This is a genomic window from Streptomyces sp. A3M-1-3 (genome assembly GCF_024213665.1).
Taxonomy (GTDB): Bacteria; Actinomycetota; Actinomycetes; order Streptomycetales; family Streptomycetaceae; genus Streptomyces.
The window spans coordinates 237882-256902 of sequence record NZ_JANAVP010000003.1 but is presented as its reverse complement, the minus strand read 5'-3'; the positions used below and the strand labels follow the sequence as shown (position 1 = coordinate 256902).

The following is a 19021-nucleotide window of genomic DNA, read 5'->3' as shown; positions in this document are numbered from 1 at the left end:
AGTCCGTAGTCCGTAGCCCGGAAGGACCGCCGCGATGCCGACGCCGAGCCCCACCGGAACGGACCGCCCCGACCAGACCCCCGAGCCCCGGCCGAGCCCGGCACGGCGCCGCGGCCGGCTGCCTTGGTGGGTGAAGCTGCCCGGCGCGCTGGCCGTGGTCGCGGTGCTGCTCCTGCTGGGCACCAGGCTCAGCCTGCTGCCCGGCCTCGACGACGTGTTCGGCGAGGAGACCCACGACCGCTCCGGCCCGGCGCTCCTGAAGTCCATCCAGGACATGAGCCGTTACGAGGCGGCCTCCGGCAACTTCCAGGTCGTCGTCGACCTGGAGAAGGACGCCAAGTTCCTGCCGGACGCGATCCGCGGCAGCAGGACGTTGTACGTGGGCGCCGGCACCGTCGGCGCGTACGTCGATCTCGGCCGCGCCGACGGCAACAGCGTCACCGTCAACAAGGACCGGACCGCGGCCACCATCCGTCTGCCGCACGCCCAGCTCGGCAAACCGGCCCTGGACGCCGACCGTTCGTACGCCGTGTCCAAGCAGCGGGGGCTCCTGGACCGGCTCGGTGACTTCTTCTCCGACAACCCGGCCGACGAACGGGCCGTCCACCGCCTCGCCGCACAGCACATCGGTGAGGCGGCAGAGGAGAGCGAACTCGCCGCCCGCGCCGAGAAGAACACCACCAGCATGCTCCAGGGCCTGCTGCACTCGCTCGGCTTCGAACGAGTGACGGTCACCTACGGGTGAAGGTCACCTACGGCACGCGCTGAACCGGCACCGCGGGCAACGACGGCGCCAGCGCCACCAGCCGTCCGACAAGGTCGCCGAACGGCCCGTCGGCCGGCTCCTCCGCGAGAATGCCCAGCAGTACGCCCGCCATCTCCGCGTCGTACGCCGCACTCACCGCGGCCAGCGCCGCGAAGTCGTGCACGAGCTGCAACTCCAGCTCGGCGCGCGGTATCCGGCGCCCGTCCAGCCAGATCAGGGCGGTCGACTCGGCGAGCGAGACCCAGGACCGTACGACCAGTTCGAGGCGGGCGGGCGGGTCCGTCACCCCCAGGTGGGCCAGGATCTGCTCGTACGCGGCCTGCCGCACCTCGTCGATCATCGCGTTCGTCGTGGACGACCCCACGGCCGGCCCGCCGCGCATCAGCGCGGAGAAGCCGGGCCCGTGGTCGTCGACGAAGTCGAAGAACCGCCCCATGACCCGCAGCAACCTCGCCCCGAGCGGACCTTCGCGCGGCTCCACGAACCGGCTCGCCAGCTCGTCGGCGGCCCGCCGCAGCGCGGCCTCGTACAGGCTGAGCTTGCCGGGGAAGTAGTGGTACACGAGGGGCCGGGAGATACCGGCGGCAGCCGCGATCTCATCGATGGACACCTCGTCGGGGGAGCGGTGGCTGAACAGCTCCAGCGCCACACCGATCAGCTGCTGCCGTCGCTCCTCCACGCCCATCCTGCGGCGCAACCCGGTTGTCATACCGGCCAGCCTACCGACCGACTGATCAGTAGTACCCCGTGGGGCGATACCGGCTGCCGTCCGCACGTCGATGTCAGTGCCGTCCGCTTCAATCGCTGTCATGAGCGAACAGGAACTCCTCTCGGCCGTTCACCGCTTGGCCCATCCGGGCACGGGCGATCTGGAGTGCGAGGAGGCAGGGCACCCGGCGGGGCACGTGTGCCTGACGCCTTCGGACGGGAACAGCCTCGCCGGGCTCCAGGAGGCGCTCAGCGGAAGGTACGGGAAGCCGCGCAACCTCGCCATGGGCGGGTACGCCGATCCGACCGTGACAGCGCGGACCGGGCTGCCGCTCCTGGCCCCGTTCGGTGAGCGGCTCGTCGAGATGCGCGCATGGGCGTACGGGGGCCGGTTGATCGGCTGCGGTACCGCCCGTTTCGACGACGGCATACGGCTCGTGGTGCTGGTGACGGAACGGGAGGACCTGATGGCGGACATGCCGGAGGGCGCCTCCTGGGTGGACGGGATCGTCGCCGTCACGGGATGGGACGCGACCCGGGTGGGTACGGTCGACTGGGCGCCGGTCGAGGCCCGGCTCGGGACCGCGCTGCCCGGTGACTGCAGGCGGCTTGTCGAGCTGTTCGGGCACGGCGCGTTCGACGGCTACCTCGAACTCCTCATACCCGATGCCCCCTTCGAGAGCGGGGACATCGTGCGGCACACGGAGTGGCTGGCCGAGTGGGCCAGGAGGCGCGGCAGCGACATGTGGGAGCCGTACGGGGTGCACCGGTGCACCCGGCCCCCGGCGGGCTGCTGGAGTGGGCGGGCACCGAGCAGGCCGACCAGTTCTACCGGCTCACCGAGGGCCCCGACCCCGACACCTGGCCCATCCTCGTGACGGAGGACATCCCCGACTCGTGGGTGCGGTTCGACGGCACGACCTCCGAGTTCATCTACCGCATGCTCACCGAGCGGCAGCACCCCTTCTCGACGGCCCGCTACTTCGACACCCACTGGTTCCAGAGTTACGAGAGCGAGGACTGGAGGAGGACTAGAGGTCGAGCACCAGGCGGCCGCCCCGCGCTCGCGAGACACAGATCAGCATCGAGTCGTCGCGTTCCCCGTCCGTGAGGAGCTCGTCGCGGTGGTCGATCTCGCCCTCCAGGACGCGCTGCCGGCAGGTACCGCAGAAGCCCTGCTCGCAGGAGTACGGGGTGTTGGGCAGCTCCTTGCGTACGGCAGCCAGCACTGTGGAGTCCGCCGGCACTGTGAGCGTGCGGCCGGTGCGGTGGAGTTCCAGCTCGAACTCGCCCGACCCGTCGGTGAGTGCGCGGGGTGCGAAGCGCTCCAGGTGCAGGGTGCGGCCGGTGGGGAGTTCCCGGGCGGCGGCTTCCATCAGGCCTTCCGGGCCGCAGCAGTAGACCGCCGCGTCCGCCGGGATCGCGGCGAGCGCCGACGTGAGATCGGGCAGGCCCGCCTCGTCCTCGGGCGCGACCGTGATCCGCTCCGGGCCGGCGAGCTTCTCGACCTCGTCGAGGAACGGCATCGAGGCGCGCGTACGGCCGCAGTACAGCAGCCGCCAGTCCGCCCCCGCCGCCTCGGCCGCGCGCAGCATCGGCAGCACCGGGGTGATCCCGATGCCTCCGGCCACGAAGACGTACGCGGGGGCGTCGACGAGGGCGAAGCGGTTGCGCGGGCCGCGGATCTCCACCTCGCTGCCTTCGTGGAGCTGCTCGTGGACCTCGCGGGAGCCGCCGCGGCCGTCCTCGATCAGGCGGGTGGCGATGGTGTAGCTGTCCGGTTCGGCGGGGTCGCCGCAGAGCGAGAACTGCCGGACCAGGCCCGAGGGGAGGACCAGGTCCAGATGGGCACCCGGCTGCCAGGGAGGGAGATCCGTACCTCCGAGGCGGAGTTGGACGACTCCGGAGGCGGGGGACGTCCGCTCGGTCACGGTGACGCGCAGCCCCCGCGTGCTGCCGTGGCCATGGTCCTGGGCCTGGCCCGAGACCGGGTTCTCCAGGGCCGGCAGCGGCCACAGGGGTGAGCGCCGGACGCGCCGGCGCAGCGCGCCCCGGGTGAGTACGAGGGCTCCCGCTGCCAGCAGCACGGTACGGATACGGGGCATGTCAGGCACCGCCGTTCGCTGCGGGGGAGGAGGCGAGGTAGGCCACGGCCTGCTCCGTGCTGCCCTCCTGCGAGGGGTGGTAACTGCGGCTCAGATAGCGGGGTATGGACCGGATCATCGCGCCGGTGGTGGGCAGGACGCCCTGGCGGCCGCTGCGGATGAACGCCGTCATGGTCGCCTTGCCGGCCGGCAGCGTCGGGTCGTTCTCCATGAAGAACCGCGCGCCCCGCTGCCACAGGAAGACGAGGGCCGAGAAGGCCGTGGCCCAGGTGCGGGCCCGCCGCCGGTAGCCGCCGTCCACATGCATGAAGAGGTCGAAGGCAACGGACCGGTGCTCGACCTCCTCGGCGCCGTGCCAGCGCAGCAGGTCCAGCATCACCGGGTCCGCCCCGCGCCGGTCCAGCTCGCGCGCGTTGAGCACCCAGTCGCCGAGGAACGCGGTGTAGTGCTCGATCGCGGCGATCATCGCGACCCGCTCCATCAGCCACCACTCGCGCGCCCGCCCCGGCGGGAGGGTCCTGTCCCCGAGGAGCTTCTCGAAGAGCCAGTCGACCTGCGCGGTGTACGGCGTCGGGTCGAGGCCCAGCCGCTTGAGGTGGGGGAGTACGTCGTTGTGGGCCTGGGAGTGCATCGCCTCCTGCCCGATGAAGCCGATCACGTCCTCGCGCAGCTGCTCGTCGTGGATGTACGGCAGGACCTGCTTGTACACGTGGACGAACCAGCGCTCACCGGCGGGCAGCAGCAGATGCAGCACGTTGATGGTGTGCGCGGTGAACGGGTCGCCTGGGACCCAGTGGAGCGGGGTGGCATCCCATGCGAAGGAGACCTTGCGGGCTTTGAGCGGGACGCGCTCCGACGCCACCGGTGCGGGTTGCGTATTAGACATGACGTCAATGTACTGACGAGTAAGGCGGTGGCAACAGGCCCGTGCACGGAGTTCTTCACCGGGTCCGCGAAGAACACACCTAGCGCAACGCGTCGACCTCCGTGCCGTCCGCCAGCCGGCCGTTCAGCTCCGCCCGCGCGCCCTCCGCCGCCGGTACGGCGAGCCGGCTGCCCACGCCGCTGCCGTTCACCCCGCCCGAGGTGGTGATCGACGCGAACTGTGCGCTGCCCGCCGCCAGCACGTACCACTGCCCGCCCCGCGACTTCCACAGCACGCCCGCAAGGACCCGCGGCTCGCGCGCCCCGCACGCCGGTGAGTCCTCGGCGCGGGCGGCGATCGCTCCGGGCGCCGACTCCTGGGTCGACGGGGCGTGGAACTGTGCCAGCACCCGGCTGCCCGCGCCCCGCCAGGTCTCGGCGCGGGTGCAGAGCCAGGTGGCGGTGCCGTTGGACTCGGGCAGCCGCTGTTTCGCGTACTGCCAGGCGTTCACGCTGCGTACGCCGTGCGAGCGCACCGCGGGCAGCAGGCAGGCGGTGCGTGCCCAGCCGGCGAGCGCGGTGCGGCCCGACACGTCGCGCGGGGCGGACGGCGGGCCCGAGGTCAGCCGCGCCGGGGTGAGTTCGCCGAGGTCGGTCATCAGGCGGGTGTCCCGGTCCGCAGTCAGTTCGAGGGCGTTCCAGCCGGCGCAGCCGCGGGCCTGGGCCGGGCCGGCGACGGGTACGGTCACCCCGTCCGCCGTCCGCTTCAGCGCGGTGGGGGTGTCGGCGGGCCGCAGTAGATCCCGTACCGCCGCTCCGGTCACCCAGGGAGCGGTGAGATAGCGGACGTTGCCATCGGTACGGCCCACTACCAGGGCGTTGGCCGTGGCGGCGTCCGCCCCGTCGGCGCGGGCGAAGTCGAGCGCCGCGCCGCCCCCGCCGCCCGCGCCGTCCTTGGGCTCCGCGTACCGCACCACGCGCAGTCCGTCGTACAGCAGGACCACCACGGCCTGGTCGACCGCCCCGGCGAACAGCAGCTGCGGCGGGCCGGGCGGGGGCCCGGCCGGGGTGCCGGGGGTGGCCGACACCTGCACGGAGGCGCCGGGCCGGGCCCAGACGGCGAGCGCGCGGCGCAGCAGGGAACGGTCGCTGGTGCGGTCGCCGCGGGCCGGCCAGACGGAGAAGTCGGTACGCGTCGAGGAGCGCCACGCGGTCGGAGCGACGAGGGTCAGCCGGCCGGGGTCCAGGGCCTGTTCGGAAGCCGGATTGCGGGCGTACGGCGGCGCGGCCGCTCCGTCCGGCCCCCACCCGTCCCCGGGCAGCCCCAGCAGCGCGCCGCACACCAGCACCGCGGCCGTGGCCGCCAGCGCCGCCTTCGCGTGCTGCCTGCGCCGCATCAGGTCGGTGGGGCGCGCCTGCAGAGAACAGGGGTCGAACTCGGGGGAGTCCAGCAGCGCGGCCGGGGACCGGCCCGCCGGGGTCCGGCCCGCGTCGGCGTCCATGCGGTCGGCCTCGGACAGGGCCGCCTGCGGGTCGGCCACCCCGGCGGCGGCGAGTACCCGCCCGGCGGCCGCGTCCCCCAGGTGCTCAAGACCCCGCAGGGCGAACGCGGCGCGGCCCGGCCCGGACAGCGTGGACAGCCGCTGGTCCAGGGCGAGTTCGTCGGCGCCGCCCGAGCGCGGGAACAACCGCAGGCCCCACACCTGGGGCAGCAGCGGAGGCAGCTGTGCCCGCTTGGGCCACGCCCGCCGCCGGAGCGGAAGCCCGGCTTCCAGCGCGGTCCGCAGCACGCGCCCGCGTACGTACGCATAGCCGGGGTCGGCGGCGGTCCCGTCCGCCGCCTCCGGGCGCGGTACGGGGATGTCGGCCGCGGTGCCCGCCGAGCGGTTGCGGGGCAGCGCGCGCTGGACGAGGGAGTGCGCGGTCAGTACCCGCCGGTTGCGGCCGAGGGTGGGGGGCAGCACCAGATAGGCGAGCCGCACCAGCCGCGGGTAGTGCTCGACGAGTGCGGCCTCGGCCTGCTCGACGTCGATGGGGGCGGGTGCGGTGCGGGTAACGGCATCCTGTGGGGGCACGTTCAGCAAAACGAGCGAATCGTCGGATGGTCACCTCGGCGCCGGGGGCGCGCGATCCGTCCATTCGCGCCCCACGGGAGTGGCGCACGGGGCACGATGGCCAGATGCGCAAGTACCCCCACATAGCAGCTGCCGCGGCGGTGCTGGCCCTCACGTTGGTGACGGGCTGCAGCTCGGACGGCACATCGGACGGCAAGAGCGGCGACAACGCCAAGAAGGAAGCGCCGGAGACCGCGACCGGCAGCCTGGAACAGCTGGCGGCGAAGACGGACTGCAAGCCGAACATCCAGACGGAGGCGGCGGAACTGCGGCAGGCCAACTGCAAGACGGAAGACGGCAGTTGGGTGCTCGCCACATTCACCACGGACCGGGGTCAGCGGGAGTGGCTGAACAGCGCCAAGGACTACGGCGGTGAGTACCTGGTCGGGCGCAAGTGGGTCGCCGTCGGCGAGCCGGAGGTGGTCAAGACGCTGCGCGGCCGGCTCGGCGGGACAGTGGAGTCGGGCTCGGACCACTCGGGGAGCAGTGGCAGTGGGGGGAACGAGTCCGGGCACTCCGGTCACCACGGGAGCTGACCGCGCAGGCCAAAAGCGGAGGACGGCGGCCACCGCCGCCCTCCGCTGGTCAGAGGCTCAGGTGCACTTGCGGCCACCGTTGATGCAGGAGACCACCTTCTTCATCACGTTCTGGTCGAAGACGTTGATGAAGTCGCCGTGGTCGGTGGCGGGCTTGTGCAGCTGCTCCGGGAAGGAGTCGACCGCGAATCCCGGACCGGGCGGTACGTCGTAGACGATCCGCTGCTGAAGCTGCGGAATCGCCTTGAACCCATTCTGGCACCGGCCGTTTGCGTCCGCGAATGCCACATGCGTACGGTGATTGGCGCTGTCGGTGTTCTGGCCGTCCCAGCAGCTCTGGAACTTGAAAGTCCGTACCACCTTGCTGCCCTCGGGGCAGATCGGGTACTTGTCCTTCAGCTGCCGGTTCTCGAACCCGGTGCAACTCCATGACGCATTCGCGTTCGCGTCACCGTTGGTGAATGCCTTGGCGTCCCCGGTGATGATCCGGAGAAAGCGCGGCATGGCGACGACCTTCGACGCCGGGCTGCCGACGAACTTCAGAGTGACTTGGTCCGGCGTCTGGATCTCGCCGATATTCTGGTCCTTGCCGCCACCGTCGTCGTTGACGTCGGCCTCGTCCTGGCCATTCTGCAGTCGCAGGACGGGCCAGTAGTACGTGGACCTGTCGCCCTGGTTCCGGCAGGTCGTGTCGCCGTTCGCCAGGTCGTCGTCGCTCGCGAAGGCGTCATTGGCCTGGTTGCCGACGTAATCGTGCATATGGTGCGCGCCATTGCTCACACCGGGGGCGACGATGACGTTGTCCGGATTGAACTTTCCGTTCTCATTCACGCCGCAATCGGTGGTGAATGTGCCCCTGGAGGCGTTGCGCTTCTTCCGGGGGGCCTTGACATTGGGCTGAACGGTCGTGATGTCGACAAAGTCGTCCGGGCTGGGCCCGTTGCCCTGTTGCTCCTGCTCACCGCCTTGATCGCCGTCGCCGTTGCCGTCCTGACCGTCGCCCTGACCCTGGTCCTGGCCGTCGCCCTGACCTTGATTCTGGCCCTGGTTCTGGCCGTTCTCCTGGCCCTGTCCGTTCTGGTTCTCCTCGGCGCGCAGCGTGCAGGGGGCCATTCCCTCGAGGTTGCCCGGCTGCTGACCGGAACGGCCGATCGCGACGGCTATGCGATCGATGGAGGCGCGACGCCTGTCCTCCAGAGGATCGAGAATGGCGTTCTTTCCGAGGTTCGGATCTCTTTCGATCTGCTCCTTCTGGTCCGCGAACTGCTTGTAGGCGTCAGTGATCTGAGTGTCGATCGCCGCCAGTTCACGGTCGACTTCACCGCGAGACTGCTGCGGCACATCAGGCAGCCCATTCGCGACCTCCGGGCAGTCGATGGTGGAAACCTGCTGCCCCGCGTTCTCGCCCTGGAGGGGGCGGTTGCCGCCCCATTTGCCCTCTCCTGCGGAGGCGTAGACATTGGCCGCGACCAGCCCACCTCCGCCCAGAATCAATGCAGCTGAGGCGGCTATTGCCCGGTTTGCCAGTGTTGATCGTTTGCGCGATGCGTGTCCCATGGAACTCCTCTGCTTCGATGCCGGGGTAGGGGGACGCCCGGCAGGGGAGAAGCGCGACGTTCCATACGGATCCGCGTCACGCCCTGTTCAAAGCAATTCCGAGTTCGTACTAATCTCCATCCGCAAACCGGGCGTATGTACCGCGTATCGGTGGCCTGATCTCAATCCCGGTCCAGATACGCCAGTACCGCCAGCACCCGCCGGTTGTCGTCGTCCGAGACCGGCAGGGCCGGCTTCGCGAGGATGTCGGAGGTGTGCTTCGCGATCGCCCGCTCCGTGATGAACAGCTGCGTCGCGATCGCGGGCAGCGCACCGGCGGCCGCCGTCGGCGGGCGGCCCTTGCGGGGGCCAGTGGGGCGTGCGGCGGTGCCAGCGCACCCGCACCCGCCGACGGAGGGGCTGCCCCGGCGAGGGGCCTGAAGCTCCTCGCCGCCGTCGAACGGGCGGGCGGGTGGGAGACCCCGCCGCGCAGCGGCGGGCTGCCCCACGCACGCGCGGGCGTCGGCGGGCGTCGGCGGGCGGCTCCCGCCTACTTCCGCCCCGGCCTCCGCACCGCCCCCGCGAGGATGGCACCATGTGCCCACCATGACGGATGCCCGGTCGCCGATGCGCGCCACGCGGGCCGCGGTATTCGCGGCAGTGTGCGTGGCTTTGGCCGCGGTGGGGCATTCGTACATGTCCGCGCACGACATACCGATCGGTGCGCTTTTCGCTGCATTCGCCGTCACCGGCACCGCCGCCTGGCTGGCCGGCGGCCGGCGCCGCGGCATCCCCTCCATCGGTGCCGGACTGCTCGCAGTCCAAGGCGCCCTGCACCTGATCTTCGGCACGGCGCAGCCGCACCAGGACGCGCACGCGCCGCACGCCCACACCGGCATGGCGAGCGAGACGCTCACCACGGGCGCCGCGAGCCACAGCTCCGCCGGGATGCTCGTCGCCCACCTCCTCGCCGCCCTCGTCTGCGCGCTGTGGCTCGCCGGCGGCGAGGCCGCCGCGTTCCGGCTGGCCCGCACCCTCGGCACACTCGCGTTCGCCCCGCTGCGCCTGCTGCTGCTCTCGTCCGTCCGCATCCGCGTGCCGGAGGCCCCGCACCTGGTCCGCGCGGAGGCCCGGCCGACGCCCCGCATCCACGGCGTACTGCTCGCGCACACGCTCTCCCGCCGAGGACCGCCCGCCCGGGTGTTCACCCGCGCCACGGCCCCCGGCCGTACCACCGCCGCCTAGTACACGCGGCGTGACCTGGGGGCCGATTCCCCATGTCTACGCCGACTCCTAGGACAACCATGGCCATTGACGACCCCGTCAAGGGGACAGAAGAAACCACCGAACCCGCCCCAACCCCCGCCGACCGGCAAGCGCGCCCGTCGACGTGGAGCACCCTGCGTCCCCTCGTACTGCGCATACATTTCTACGCGGGCATCCTCATCGCCCCGCTCCTCCTCCTCGCCGCCGTGAGCGGGCTGCTGTACGCCCTCTCCTTCCAGGCGGAGAAGATCATCTACAGCCATGAGCTGGAGGTGCCCGTCGGCGACGCGGCCAAGCCGCTCGACGCCCAGGTCGCGGCCGCCCGCGCCGCCCACCCCGAGGGCACGGTGACGGCCGTCTGGCCGTCGGCCGAGGACGGCGCGACCAGCCGCGTCCTGATGACCACCCCCGAGGTCGACGAGGACAAGTCCCTCGCCGTCTTCGTCAATCCGTACACCGCGGAGGTACGGGGTGAGCTCACCAGCTTCGGCAGTTCGGGGGCCCTCCCGCTGCGCACCTGGCTCGACGAGCTGCACCGTGATCTGCGGCTCGGCGAAACGGGCCGCTACTACAGCGAACTGGCCGCCAGCTGGCTGTGGGTGGTCGCCCTCGGCGGGCTGCTGCTCCGGGCCGGCCGTAAGCGGTCCAGGAAGCGGGCCCTGATCGTGCCCGAGCGCGGCGTCACCGGCCGCCGCAGGACGCTGTCCTGGCACGGCTCGGTCGGCCTGTGGGCGGTCATCGGCCTGGTGCTGCTCTCCGCCACCGGTCTGACCTGGTCCCGGTACGCCGGCGAGAACATCGGCAAGGTCCAGGACCAGCTCGGCGGCGCCAGCCCGGTGGTCTCCGCGGCCCTCGACGGGGGCGCCGGCGGCGGTGGCCACGAAGGCCACGGCGGCGGCTCCGGCGGAGGAGCCCACCAGGGCAAGGACGTCGGCGTCGACAAGGCCCTCGAAGCCGCCCGCGCGAGCGGTATCGACGGCCGCCAGGTCTCGGTGATCCTGCCGAGCGAGGGCAACGGATATGTCGTCAAGGAGACCGACAAGCAGTTCCCCGTCCACCTGGACTCGGTGGCGGTCGACCCGGCCGACGGCAAGGTGCTGGACGAACTGCGCTTCGCCGACTACCCCGTGCTCGCCAAGCTGACCCGTTTCGGGATCGACGCCCACATGGGCGTCTTCCTGGGCCTGGCGAACCAGCTGGCGCTGGCGGTCCTCATGCTCGCGCTGATCATGCTGATCATCTGGGGCTACCGGATGTGGTGGCTGCGCCGGCCGACGAAGGAGCGCAGGCTGAGCGTGGGCCGGCCGATGCCGCGTGGCGCGTGGCGCCGGGTGCCGGTCCCCGTCCTGCTGCCGCTGGCGGCGGCGACCGCGCTGACCGGCTGGTTCGTCCCGCTGCTCGGAATCAGCCTGCTGGCCTTCCTGGTACTGGACGTGGTGCTGGGGCTCGTCGCCCGCATCCGCGCCCGCGAAGCGGCCTGATCGCGGTCGTACCGCGGTACGACCGCGGTACGACGTGGGCCCCCGGGACACATGGACGCAGTCCACATGCCTCGGGGGCCCCGTGGCCGGGTGACGCGAAACGTGGTGGGATCCGCGGCATGGAAGGTCTTCTCGCGAGTCTGATCGCCGTCACCGGAACCCTGTGGGTTCGATCAGCACCTTTGTCTTCCAGCGCCGCAGCGCCCAGCGCGCCGAGGTCTTCGCCCGGCAGGAACGACTGCGCCAGGAGCGCCTGACGGCCTACAGCGCCTGCGCCGGGGCCATCACGGAGCTCAAGCGAGCGGTGGTCGGTCTCTGGCTCCGTCGCCGCTCCGATCCCCACGGCGCCGAATACGCGACGGCCCTGGCTGAATGTGACCGCTTGGGCGCAGCAGCGGAACATGCCAGGTTCCGGGTGCAGTTGGTTGCGGAAGACCCCGCTCTCACGGTGCTCGCCGATGCGGCGTTCGCCACCATCGGCGCCGTCCGCGACGCGGCGGGCCGGACCGAACTGCTGGACCACGAAGCCCGCTGTCTCGACGCGCTCGGCGCCTTCATGGCGAGCGCCGCCGCCCAGGTCCGCTGACGGACGGCCCGGTCAGGGCGTGTACTTGTAGCCGACGCGCCGCACGGTCTGGATCGTCCCACGGTGCTCGGCGCCCAGCTTGCGGCGCAGCCGGGCGATGTGGACGTCGACGGTGCGGCCGTCGCCCACGTGCCCGTAACCCCACACCGTCGTCACCAACTGGTCGCGGGTGTGCACCCGGTGAGGGTGCGCCACCAGATGGGCGAGCAGCTCGAATTCGAGGTACGTCAGGTCCAGCACCTGCCCGTCAACCTCGGCTGTGCGCTGGGCGGAGTCGATCCGTACCCGCTCGTCCCCGCCCGTGACCGCTTCGGCGACGCCGGCGGCGACGGCGGGGGACTCACCGGCCGGTACGAGCACCAGGTACCCGATCATCGGCGGCCGGCCCGGGCGGCTGGGCAGGGAGTGCTGGGGCGCGGGCAGCCAAGTCGCGCCGGGCGGCAGGAAGTCCGCGACATGAGCCACCTCGTCGCGGTCCACGGCACGCAGGTGGCGGTTCTGGTCGACGGGCAGCGCGGTTGCGGTGGGCGTGGCGGTGGCGGTCGCGGTGGCGGTAGCGGTCGCAGCGGAGAAGGAACGGGTGTTCGCCATGAGAAGTCAGCTCTTTCACGCGGAGAGTCGTCGACAGGAGACGTACGTCGTGCGCGCTGGCCGAAGACCGGTGCGGTGTTAGAGGGCCGGCGCAATCGTCGCGCCGCAACACACCCGGTCGAAGTCGTGATGCTGACGGGAAGGCCAGAACGGCTCGAGGTCGCTGCGACCCGTCGCGATGTACTGGTAGCCGACCATGGCCCCATTGAAGCAGATGTAACGCCACCGGAGCAGAGCCCTCTCGTACCGTGATACGCAACCACTGACAGCGGGGCGGGCGCCCACCATGACCGGTGGGCGCCCGCCCCGAGCTGTCGGAGGATCCGGATCAAGAGATCCGGGTCAGACCTGGCCGGCCTTCTCCAGGCCGGTGCAGCAGGTGTCGACGATCAGTCGCGTCACGACGTACGGGTCGACGTTCGCGTTCGGGCGGCGGTCCTCGATGTAGCCCTTCTGGTCCACCTCGACCTGCCACGGGATACGGACCGAGGCGCCACGGTCCGAGACGCCGTACTTGTACTCGTCCCACGGGGCGGTCTCGTGCAGACCGGTCAGCCGGTCGTCGATACCCGCGCCGTAGTTCTTGACGTGGTCCATCGGCTTCGAGCCCTCGCCCAGCGACTCGCACGCGGTGATGATCGCGTCGTAACCCTCGCGCATCGCCTTCGTGGAGAAGTTGGTGTGCGCGCCCGCGCCGTTCCAGTCGCCCTTCACCGGCTTCGGGTCCAGCGTCGCCGACACGTTGAAGTCCTCGGCGATGCGGTAGAGCAGCCAGCGCGCGATCCACAGCTGGTCCGCGACCTCCAGCGGCGCCAGCGGGCCGACCTGGAACTCCCACTGGCCGGGCATGACCTCGGCGTTGATACCGGAGATGCCCAGACCCGCCGCGAGGCAGTGGTCGAGGTGCTTCTCGACGATCTCGCGGCCGAAGATCTCGTCCGAGCCGACACCGCAGTAGTAGCCGCCCTGCGCGGCGGGGAAGCCGCCCACCGGGAAGCCGAGCGGGCGGGTGCCGTCGAAGAACGTGTACTCCTGCTCGATCCCGAAGATCGGCTCCTGCGCCGCGAACTGCTCGGCCACCGGACGCAGCAGCGCACGCGTGTTGGACTCGTGCGGCGTCATGTCGATGTTCAGGACCTCGCACAGCACGAGGACGTTGTCGCCGCCGCGGATCGGGTCCGGACAGGTGAAGACCGGCTTCAGTACGCGGTCGGAGGCGTGGCCCTCGGCCTGGTTCGTGCTGGACCCGTCGAAGCCCCAGATGGGCAGCTCGGCGCCTCCCCCAGAGCCTTCGGCCTGGGAGGGACCCCCAACCAGTATCTTCGTCTTCGAGCGAAGCTTGGCCGTCGGCTCGGTGCCGTCGATCCAGATGTACTCAGCCTTGAAGGTCACGGGCTTCATCCTTTGTGCGTCGCTACGGCGCAGTCATTGCGGGTGCTGCGGTGATGCCATACAGCGTGCCAACACGCGATTTCCCGTCCGTTGCCCGGATGTGAACCCCGTGTTACCGAGGTTTCGGAGGAGGCAGACTGGGTGGGTGATGACTTCGTACGGTATGAACCCCCTGCGTGTCGGGCTCCTCGGCACCGGGCCCTGGGCAGCCCGCACCCACGCACCCGCCCTCGCCGCCCATCCGGCGGTCGAGTTCGCGGGGGTGTGGGGGCGCCGCCCCGAGGCGGCGGGCGCGCTCGCCCGGACGTACGGCGTGAAGGTGTACGAAACCACCAGCGCGCTCTTCGCCGACTGCGACGCCGTGGCGTTCGCGCTGCCGCCGGACGTACAGGCGGCCTTGGCCGTACCGGCGGCCGCCGCCGGATGCCATCTGCTGCTGGACAAGCCGGTCGCGACCACGGTGGCGGGCGCCCGCGAGGCCGCCGACGCGGCGGAACGGGCCGGCGTCGCGTCCGTCGTCTTCTTCACGCTGCGCTTCGCCACGCCCTCGGCGGACTGGATCGCGGAACAGGCGGCGGCGGACGGCTGGTTCACGGCCCGGGCGCAATGGCTCGGCGCGCTCTTCGCGCCCGGCGCCGGGGCGAGCAGCCCGTACGCCGGCTCGCCCTGGCGCCGGGAGAAGGGCGGGCTGTGGGACGTGGGTCCGCACGTGCTGTCCGTACTCATGCCGGTGCTGGGCGACGTGACGAGTGTGACGGCCGCGGGCGGCCCCGCCGGCACCACCCATCTCGTCCTGCGGCATGCCTCGGGTGCGTCCAGTACGGCGACGATGGGGCTGGGCGCGCCGGTGGCGGCGGCGGGGGTCGGGATCGAGTTCCGGGGCGAGCGGGGCGTTGCGGTGCTACCGGAGTGGAGCGACGTGCCCGGAGCCTTCGGCCGGGCGGTCGACGCCCTGCTGGAATCCGCCCGCGGTGGCGTGCCGCACGCCTGCGACCTCCGGTTCGGACTGAGGGTCACGGAGGTCCTGGCGGAGGCGGAGGAGCAGTCGCAGGCGCGAGCGCGTACGTAGCGTCAGGCCGAGGCAGGCCGGCAGCAGCCGGTCGACGGGGCCAGGGTCGACGGGGCCAGGAGCGTTGTCAGCGCCCGCGGTTACTCTTCGATCACAGCCGCGAGACCCGCCGGAGGCCCCGATGACGCGCACCACACCACCACGTCCGGTCGACGTGGAAGCGCTCTTCCCCGAGGTCGTTCCCTACCGCCACGAGGCGATACGGCTGCATCCGCGCGCCGGTTCCCCCGGCGTGCGGGACAGTTCCGTGGGCGGACCGCTGCTGTGGCCGGCCGCGGAGCCCTGGCCGTACTGCGCGGCGGAGCATCTGCCGGTCGCCTTCGACGTCCCGGCGGACGGGCCCGCCCCGCTGGTCCCGGTACTGCAGTTGTACGCGGCCGACATACCGGGTGTACCGGACCTGCCTTTTCCGGCGGGCAGCGACATGGTGCACGTGTTGTGGTGCCCCTTCGAGCACGAGCCGCACCGCGCGCCAGAGCCCCGGCTCTACTGGCGCGCCTCGTCGTACGACGGGCCGGTCCTGGGCGATCCGCCGCGCCCCGCCGGGGCGCCCGACGACCATGTGCCCGACCCGTGCGTACTGCACCCCGAGCGGGTCGTTGAGTACCCGAGCTGGGATCTGCCGCAGCAGCTGTGCGAGGCACTGCGTGAGCGGTTCGACGAGCTGGAGCGGCAGACGGGCCTGGAGTACCACTCCCACCTCGCCGTGGCCGACGGCATCAAGGCCGGCGGCTATCCGAACTGGACCCAGGGCCCCGACTGGCCGGACTGCGCGGAGTGCGGCCGGCGGATGGACCATCTGCTGACGGTCGGCAGCGTCGAGTTCGACGGCGCCGGCTGGCGGACCTGGCTGCCGGAGGAGGACCGCCCCGCGTCCGGGACGGTCCTCGATCTGCCGTACGAGGAGCGGATGAGCCTGCAGTGCGCGCCCGGTCTGATGCTCGGGGACATGGGCGGGATCTACATATTCGTATGCCCGCACTGTCCCGGAACGCCGAGTGCGTACCGCTTCGACTGCTCCTGACCCGTGCCGGGTTACTGACCGACCCGCTCGATCCGGGCCTTGCGGATCAGGAACTTGCCGGGCTCGCGGACCTGCTCGAAGGCCGCGTCGTTCAGCAGGGCGCAGCTTCCGGAGACCGAGGTGACCTCCACGGTCGTGGACTTGCTGTTGTCCAGGTTGGTGACCTTCAGCTGGGTGCCCACGGGGAACTGGTTGCTGGACGCGGCCGGCGCGCCGCCCTCGCCGGAGAGCGTGACGGTCGATCCCGCGCAGACGACCTCACCGGCGGCACCGCCCTGGTTCCCGCCTTCGTTCCCGCCCTCGTTCCCGCCTGCCGGCGGCGCGGCCTCGGTCGGCTCCCCGGTGGGCTCGGCGGGGGGTGCCGCCTCGCCCGGATCCGCGGGCTGCTGCTGCTCCGGGGGCTGCTCCGGGGCCGCCTCGCCGCCGCCCTCGCCGACTTCACAGCCGGACGCGGCCTGCTTTCGCTTGATCTCCTCGATCACGGCCTGCCGGTTGGCGATCCTGGCGTCCGACTGGGCATCCGGGTTGGCCCGCTGGCCGGCGATGAACTTCTCGTTGTTGCTGAGTGCCGTGGCCAGTCCGTCACAGGCCACCGAAGCCTGACTTGTCCCGGTCATGACAATCGCTGTGCCGCCGGCCAGCGCTGCGGCGCTGATCAGCAGGACGACCTTCTTCTTGCGGCTGAGGGTCTTCTTACGCGACACGCGTGACTCCCTGTCCCCGGCCAGTGAACCTCGGCCGGCTTCGATCCGTGTGCCGTTACGTACGAGTAGGAATCCGGTTCGTCTCAACCGTCACTGAAATAACTTCGTTACCACCGGCCGTGGTTGAGCGGAGCAACGGCTGCCGGCCCAGCGCGTCCCGTACCGACTCCTCCGTGCGTGCCACCACCGCGCTGCCGTCGTCCGCCGTGATGATCGGGCGCTGGATCAGCTTCGGGTGCGCCGAGAGTGCCGCGATCCAGCGGCCGCGCGCGGCGGCCTCGCGGGGCCAGTCCCTCAGGCCGAGTTCCTTCGCGGCCGGCTCCTGGGTGCGGGTGATGTCCCAAGGTTCGAGTCCGAGCCGGTCGAGCACCGCTCGGATCTCGTCCTCGGACGGTACGTCCTCCAAATAGCGGCGGACGGTGTACTCGGCCCCCTCCGCATCGAGCAGCTGAACCGCGCTGCGGCACTTGGAACATGCGGGATTGATCCAGATCTCCATCCGCTCACGATACCGCCGAAGCCCGCTTCCCCAGGCCGTGAAGTGGCCCCTGGCCAGCGGCTTTTGTCAGTGCCCGGCAGTAGAATTGAGGCAGTTCGACAGAGTCCGACACCGCTCCCCAGGAGGCTGCCGATGGCCGCTGCCGCACTCGCGACGAAACCCAAGCACCAGCCCAGGCACCAGCCCAAGCACCAGCCCCTGCAGAAGAAGCCACTGCCGGCCGGACGGCCGCGCGAGTGGTACGAAACCCACAACCGCCGCCTCAAGGCCATGCGGCTGGCGATAGCCCTGCTCGACACCGGCGTCTACCACCCGGACATGGCCCCGAACCGCAAGATCCGCACCACGGCGGCCCGGATCGGGATCCACCCGCCGTCCGACCTCACCTGCGCGATGGTCCGTGCCCTGATCCGGTACGGCCGCTGAGCACGGCTGTGGCCCGCCACCCCGTACGCGGGAGTGGCGGGCCACAGCGAGCGGTGAGTCACCCGGCCACCCACCCCGCAGCAGTGCGACGCCTGTTGTTCGCCTGCAGTTTGCCGAGACCGCGCCAGGCATCGGCAAGTATCTGTGCGCAGGTCGGGAGTTGTGACCGGCTGAATTCCGCATGCGCTCAGAAGGAAGACTCGACGGTGCAGTTTCGACGCAGTGACAGGTCCCGTGTGCCGGCCTCACGTCTGTCGGGTGTGATCGCGACGGCAGGCATGCTGCTGCTCCTCACCTCGTGCGGGCTGGTGGACGACGAGAGTCCGGCCGCCGACAGGGCCTCCGGCCGGCAGCCCGTCGCCTCCACCATTGAGTGCGCCACCCAGGGCAAGGTGCTCGGATCGGGTTCCACCGCTCAGCAGAACGCGATGAAGCAGTGGATCAAGAACTACGAGCGGGCCTGCAAGGGCGTGCGGATCGCGTACTGGGGCCAGGGCTCCGGCGCGGGCGTGGCCCAGTTCCTGCTGGGCGAAACGGCGTTCGGCGGTTCCGACAGCGCGTTGAAGCCGGGCCAGGCCGACCAGTCCAAGCGGGTCTGCCCCGGCGGCCGCGCCATCGACCTGCCGATGGTCGGGGGCACCATCGCCATCGGTTACCACCTCTCCGGTGTGCACGACCTGGTACTCGACGCTCCGACGCTCGCCAGGATCTTCGACTCGGAGATCACCCGGTGGGACGACCCGGCGATCAAGAAGCTCAACCCGGGCGCCTCGCTGCCCGCCCTGCCCATCCATGCCGTGCACCGGTCGGACGACTCCGGGACCACGCAGAACCTCAACGCCTATCTGGCGGGCGCGGCGCCCGAGCAGTGGCCGTACCCGAAGGAGAAGACCTGGCAGGGCAAGGGCGGCCAGGCCGCCAGCGGTTCGGACGGAGTCGCGTCGGAGGTGGAGGGCAACGACGGCGCGATCGGCTACTTCGAGCTGTCCTTCGCCGCCGCACGCGACATCAGTACGGTCAGGATCGACACGGGCGCCGCCGAACCGGTCGCCGCCACTGTGCAGACCGCGTCGGCCGGCATCGGCTCGGCCAAGGTGGTGGGCACCGATGGGGACCTGGCACTGAAGCTCGACTACGCGACCAAGGCCGAGGGGGCCTACCCGATCGTCCTGGTCACGTACGAAATCGTCTGCAACCGGGGCAACAAGGCCGAAACCCTGCCCGCCCTGAAGTCCTTCCTGACCTACACGGCGAGCGAGGAGGGCCAGCAGGCCCTGTCCGGGTTCCACTACGCGCCGCTGCCCGTCGGCATCGCCGCCAAGGTCCGCGAGGTCATCCCGACGCTGACCTGATG

The 19021-nt window shown here is 71.1% G+C and carries 18 protein-coding genes and 2 pseudogenes; 10 read left to right on the top strand and 10 right to left on the bottom strand.

All coding sequences use genetic code 11. The annotated features are described in order from the left end of the window. Positions 1–34 precede the first annotated feature (34 nt). On the top strand, positions 35–745 hold the full coding sequence (locus NLX86_RS04885; protein ID WP_254370321.1) for a DUF4230 domain-containing protein: 711 nt from the start codon (positions 35–37) through the stop codon (positions 743–745). Between the two features lie 7 nt (positions 746–752). On the opposite strand, the gene NLX86_RS04880 is transcribed toward NLX86_RS04885, so the two are convergent. Then, entirely contained in the window at positions 753–1475 is a 723-nt protein-coding gene (locus tag NLX86_RS04880; RefSeq protein WP_254370320.1) for a TetR/AcrR family transcriptional regulator, read from the bottom strand. Between the two features lie 100 nt (positions 1476–1575). On the opposite strand from NLX86_RS04880, the gene NLX86_RS04875 reads away from it, so the two are divergent. Continuing rightward, positions 1576–2352, top strand: a complete 777-nt coding sequence (locus tag NLX86_RS04875; RefSeq protein WP_254370319.1) for a hypothetical protein — start codon at positions 1576–1578, stop codon at positions 2350–2352. Between the two features lie 153 nt (positions 2353–2505). Here NLX86_RS04875 and NLX86_RS04870 read toward each other — a convergent pair whose 3' ends face one another. From NLX86_RS04870 to NLX86_RS04860, 3 genes are all read right to left on the bottom strand, one after another. Next, a complete protein-coding gene (locus tag NLX86_RS04870) occupies positions 2506–3579 on the bottom strand; it encodes a PDR/VanB family oxidoreductase (RefSeq protein WP_254370318.1) in 1074 nt (357 codons plus the stop codon). A gap of 1 nt (position 3580) precedes the next feature. Beyond that, entirely contained in the window at positions 3581–4465 is an 885-nt protein-coding gene (locus NLX86_RS04865) for a metal-dependent hydrolase (protein ID WP_254370317.1), read from the bottom strand. A 79-nt stretch (positions 4466–4544) separates the two neighbouring features. Beyond that, positions 4545–6518, bottom strand: coding sequence for a hypothetical protein (locus NLX86_RS04860; RefSeq protein ID WP_374213831.1), 1974 nt, complete (start codon positions 6516–6518; stop codon positions 4545–4547). Positions 6519–6622: 104 nt separating this feature from the next. On the opposite strand from NLX86_RS04860, the gene NLX86_RS04855 reads away from it, so the two are divergent. Next, positions 6623–7093: a hypothetical protein gene (locus NLX86_RS04855; protein WP_254370315.1), complete on the top strand. Its 471-nt coding sequence runs from the start codon at positions 6623–6625 to the stop codon at positions 7091–7093. Positions 7094–7150: 57 nt separating this feature from the next. Here the strand turns inward: NLX86_RS04855 and NLX86_RS04850 are convergent, their stop codons facing one another. Both NLX86_RS04850 and NLX86_RS04845 read right to left on the bottom strand, forming a co-directional pair. Next, positions 7151–8650 carry a DUF1996 domain-containing protein gene (locus NLX86_RS04850; RefSeq protein ID WP_254370314.1) on the bottom strand — a complete coding sequence of 500 codons (1500 nt, stop codon included), beginning with the start codon at positions 8648–8650 and terminating at the stop codon, positions 7151–7153. A 161-nt stretch (positions 8651–8811) separates the two neighbouring features. Continuing rightward, positions 8812–8952 (bottom strand): annotated as a pseudogene (locus NLX86_RS04845) (DNA-binding response regulator); the annotation flags it as partial. Between the two features lie 283 nt (positions 8953–9235). On the opposite strand from NLX86_RS04845, the gene NLX86_RS04840 reads away from it, so the two are divergent. The 3 genes from NLX86_RS04840 (at position 9236) to NLX86_RS04830 (ending at position 11962) form a co-directional block, all read left to right on the top strand. Further along, on the top strand, positions 9236–9874 hold the full coding sequence (locus NLX86_RS04840) for a hypothetical protein (protein WP_254370409.1): 639 nt from the start codon (positions 9236–9238) through the stop codon (positions 9872–9874). Positions 9875–9933: 59 nt separating this feature from the next. Further along, positions 9934–11376, top strand: a complete 1443-nt coding sequence (locus NLX86_RS04835; protein ID WP_254370313.1) for a PepSY domain-containing protein — start codon at positions 9934–9936, stop codon at positions 11374–11376. Positions 11377–11539: 163 nt separating this feature from the next. Then, on the top strand, positions 11540–11962 hold the full coding sequence (locus NLX86_RS04830) for a hypothetical protein (RefSeq protein WP_254370312.1): 423 nt from the start codon (positions 11540–11542) through the stop codon (positions 11960–11962). A 12-nt stretch (positions 11963–11974) separates the two neighbouring features. On the opposite strand, the gene NLX86_RS04825 is transcribed toward NLX86_RS04830, so the two are convergent. Next, a complete protein-coding gene (locus tag NLX86_RS04825; RefSeq protein ID WP_254370311.1) occupies positions 11975–12553 on the bottom strand; it encodes a winged helix-turn-helix domain-containing protein in 579 nt (192 codons plus the stop codon). Between the two features lie 342 nt (positions 12554–12895). Continuing rightward, complete coding sequence (gene glnII / locus NLX86_RS04815) at positions 12896–13945, bottom strand: glutamine synthetase (protein ID WP_254370309.1); 1050 nt, start codon at positions 13943–13945, stop codon at positions 12896–12898. Between the two features lie 163 nt (positions 13946–14108). On the opposite strand from glnII, the gene NLX86_RS04810 reads away from it, so the two are divergent. Both NLX86_RS04810 and NLX86_RS04805 read left to right on the top strand, forming a co-directional pair. After that, entirely contained in the window at positions 14109–15014 is a 906-nt protein-coding gene (locus NLX86_RS04810) for a Gfo/Idh/MocA family protein (RefSeq protein ID WP_254370308.1), read from the top strand. Positions 15015–15135: 121 nt separating this feature from the next. Then, on the top strand, positions 15136–16038 hold the full coding sequence (locus NLX86_RS04805) for a DUF1963 domain-containing protein (RefSeq protein ID WP_254370307.1): 903 nt from the start codon (positions 15136–15138) through the stop codon (positions 16036–16038). Between the two features lie 11 nt (positions 16039–16049). Here NLX86_RS04805 and NLX86_RS04800 read toward each other — a convergent pair whose 3' ends face one another. Next, on the bottom strand, positions 16050–16742 hold the full coding sequence (locus NLX86_RS04800) for a septal ring lytic transglycosylase RlpA family protein (protein WP_254370306.1): 693 nt from the start codon (positions 16740–16742) through the stop codon (positions 16050–16052). 142 nt (positions 16743–16884) lie between these two features. Further along, positions 16885–17241 (bottom strand): annotated as a pseudogene (locus NLX86_RS04795) (arsenate reductase family protein); the annotation flags it as partial. Between the two features lie 132 nt (positions 17242–17373). Here NLX86_RS04795 and NLX86_RS04790 point away from each other — a divergent pair. Both NLX86_RS04790 and pstS read left to right on the top strand, forming a co-directional pair. Next, positions 17374–17667, top strand: a complete 294-nt coding sequence (locus NLX86_RS04790) for a hypothetical protein (RefSeq protein WP_254370305.1) — start codon at positions 17374–17376, stop codon at positions 17665–17667. A 236-nt stretch (positions 17668–17903) separates the two neighbouring features. Continuing rightward, the gene (gene pstS / locus NLX86_RS04785; RefSeq protein ID WP_254370304.1) at positions 17904–19019 is read left to right on the top strand and encodes a phosphate ABC transporter substrate-binding protein PstS; all 1116 of its coding nucleotides are present in this window, start codon (positions 17904–17906) and stop codon (positions 19017–19019) included. Positions 19020–19021 lie beyond the last annotated feature (2 nt).

Excerpts from the sequence above, each read along its gene's own strand:
- NLX86_RS04885 (WP_254370321.1), top strand. The coding sequence starts at position 35 with ATGCCGACGCCGAGCCCCACCGGAACGGACCGCCCCGACCAGACCCCC.
- NLX86_RS04880 (WP_254370320.1), bottom strand. The coding sequence starts at position 1,475 with ATGACAACCGGGTTGCGCCGCAGGATGGGCGTGGAGGAGCGACGGCAG.
- NLX86_RS04875 (WP_254370319.1), top strand. The coding sequence starts at position 1,576 with ATGAGCGAACAGGAACTCCTCTCGGCCGTTCACCGCTTGGCCCATCCG.
- NLX86_RS04870 (WP_254370318.1), bottom strand. The coding sequence starts at position 3,579 with ATGCCCCGTATCCGTACCGTGCTGCTGGCAGCGGGAGCCCTCGTACTC.
- NLX86_RS04865 (WP_254370317.1), bottom strand. The coding sequence starts at position 4,465 with ATGTCTAATACGCAACCCGCACCGGTGGCGTCGGAGCGCGTCCCGCTC.
- NLX86_RS04855 (WP_254370315.1), top strand. The coding sequence starts at position 6,623 with ATGCGCAAGTACCCCCACATAGCAGCTGCCGCGGCGGTGCTGGCCCTC.
- NLX86_RS04850 (WP_254370314.1), bottom strand. The coding sequence starts at position 8,650 with ATGGGACACGCATCGCGCAAACGATCAACACTGGCAAACCGGGCAATA.
- NLX86_RS04840 (WP_254370409.1), top strand. The coding sequence starts at position 9,236 with ATGACGGATGCCCGGTCGCCGATGCGCGCCACGCGGGCCGCGGTATTC.
- NLX86_RS04835 (WP_254370313.1), top strand. The coding sequence starts at position 9,934 with ATGGCCATTGACGACCCCGTCAAGGGGACAGAAGAAACCACCGAACCC.
- NLX86_RS04825 (WP_254370311.1), bottom strand. The coding sequence starts at position 12,553 with ATGGCGAACACCCGTTCCTTCTCCGCTGCGACCGCTACCGCCACCGCG.
- NLX86_RS04810 (WP_254370308.1), top strand. The coding sequence starts at position 14,109 with ATGAACCCCCTGCGTGTCGGGCTCCTCGGCACCGGGCCCTGGGCAGCC.
- NLX86_RS04805 (WP_254370307.1), top strand. The coding sequence starts at position 15,136 with ATGACGCGCACCACACCACCACGTCCGGTCGACGTGGAAGCGCTCTTC.
- NLX86_RS04790 (WP_254370305.1), top strand. The coding sequence starts at position 17,374 with ATGGCCGCTGCCGCACTCGCGACGAAACCCAAGCACCAGCCCAGGCAC.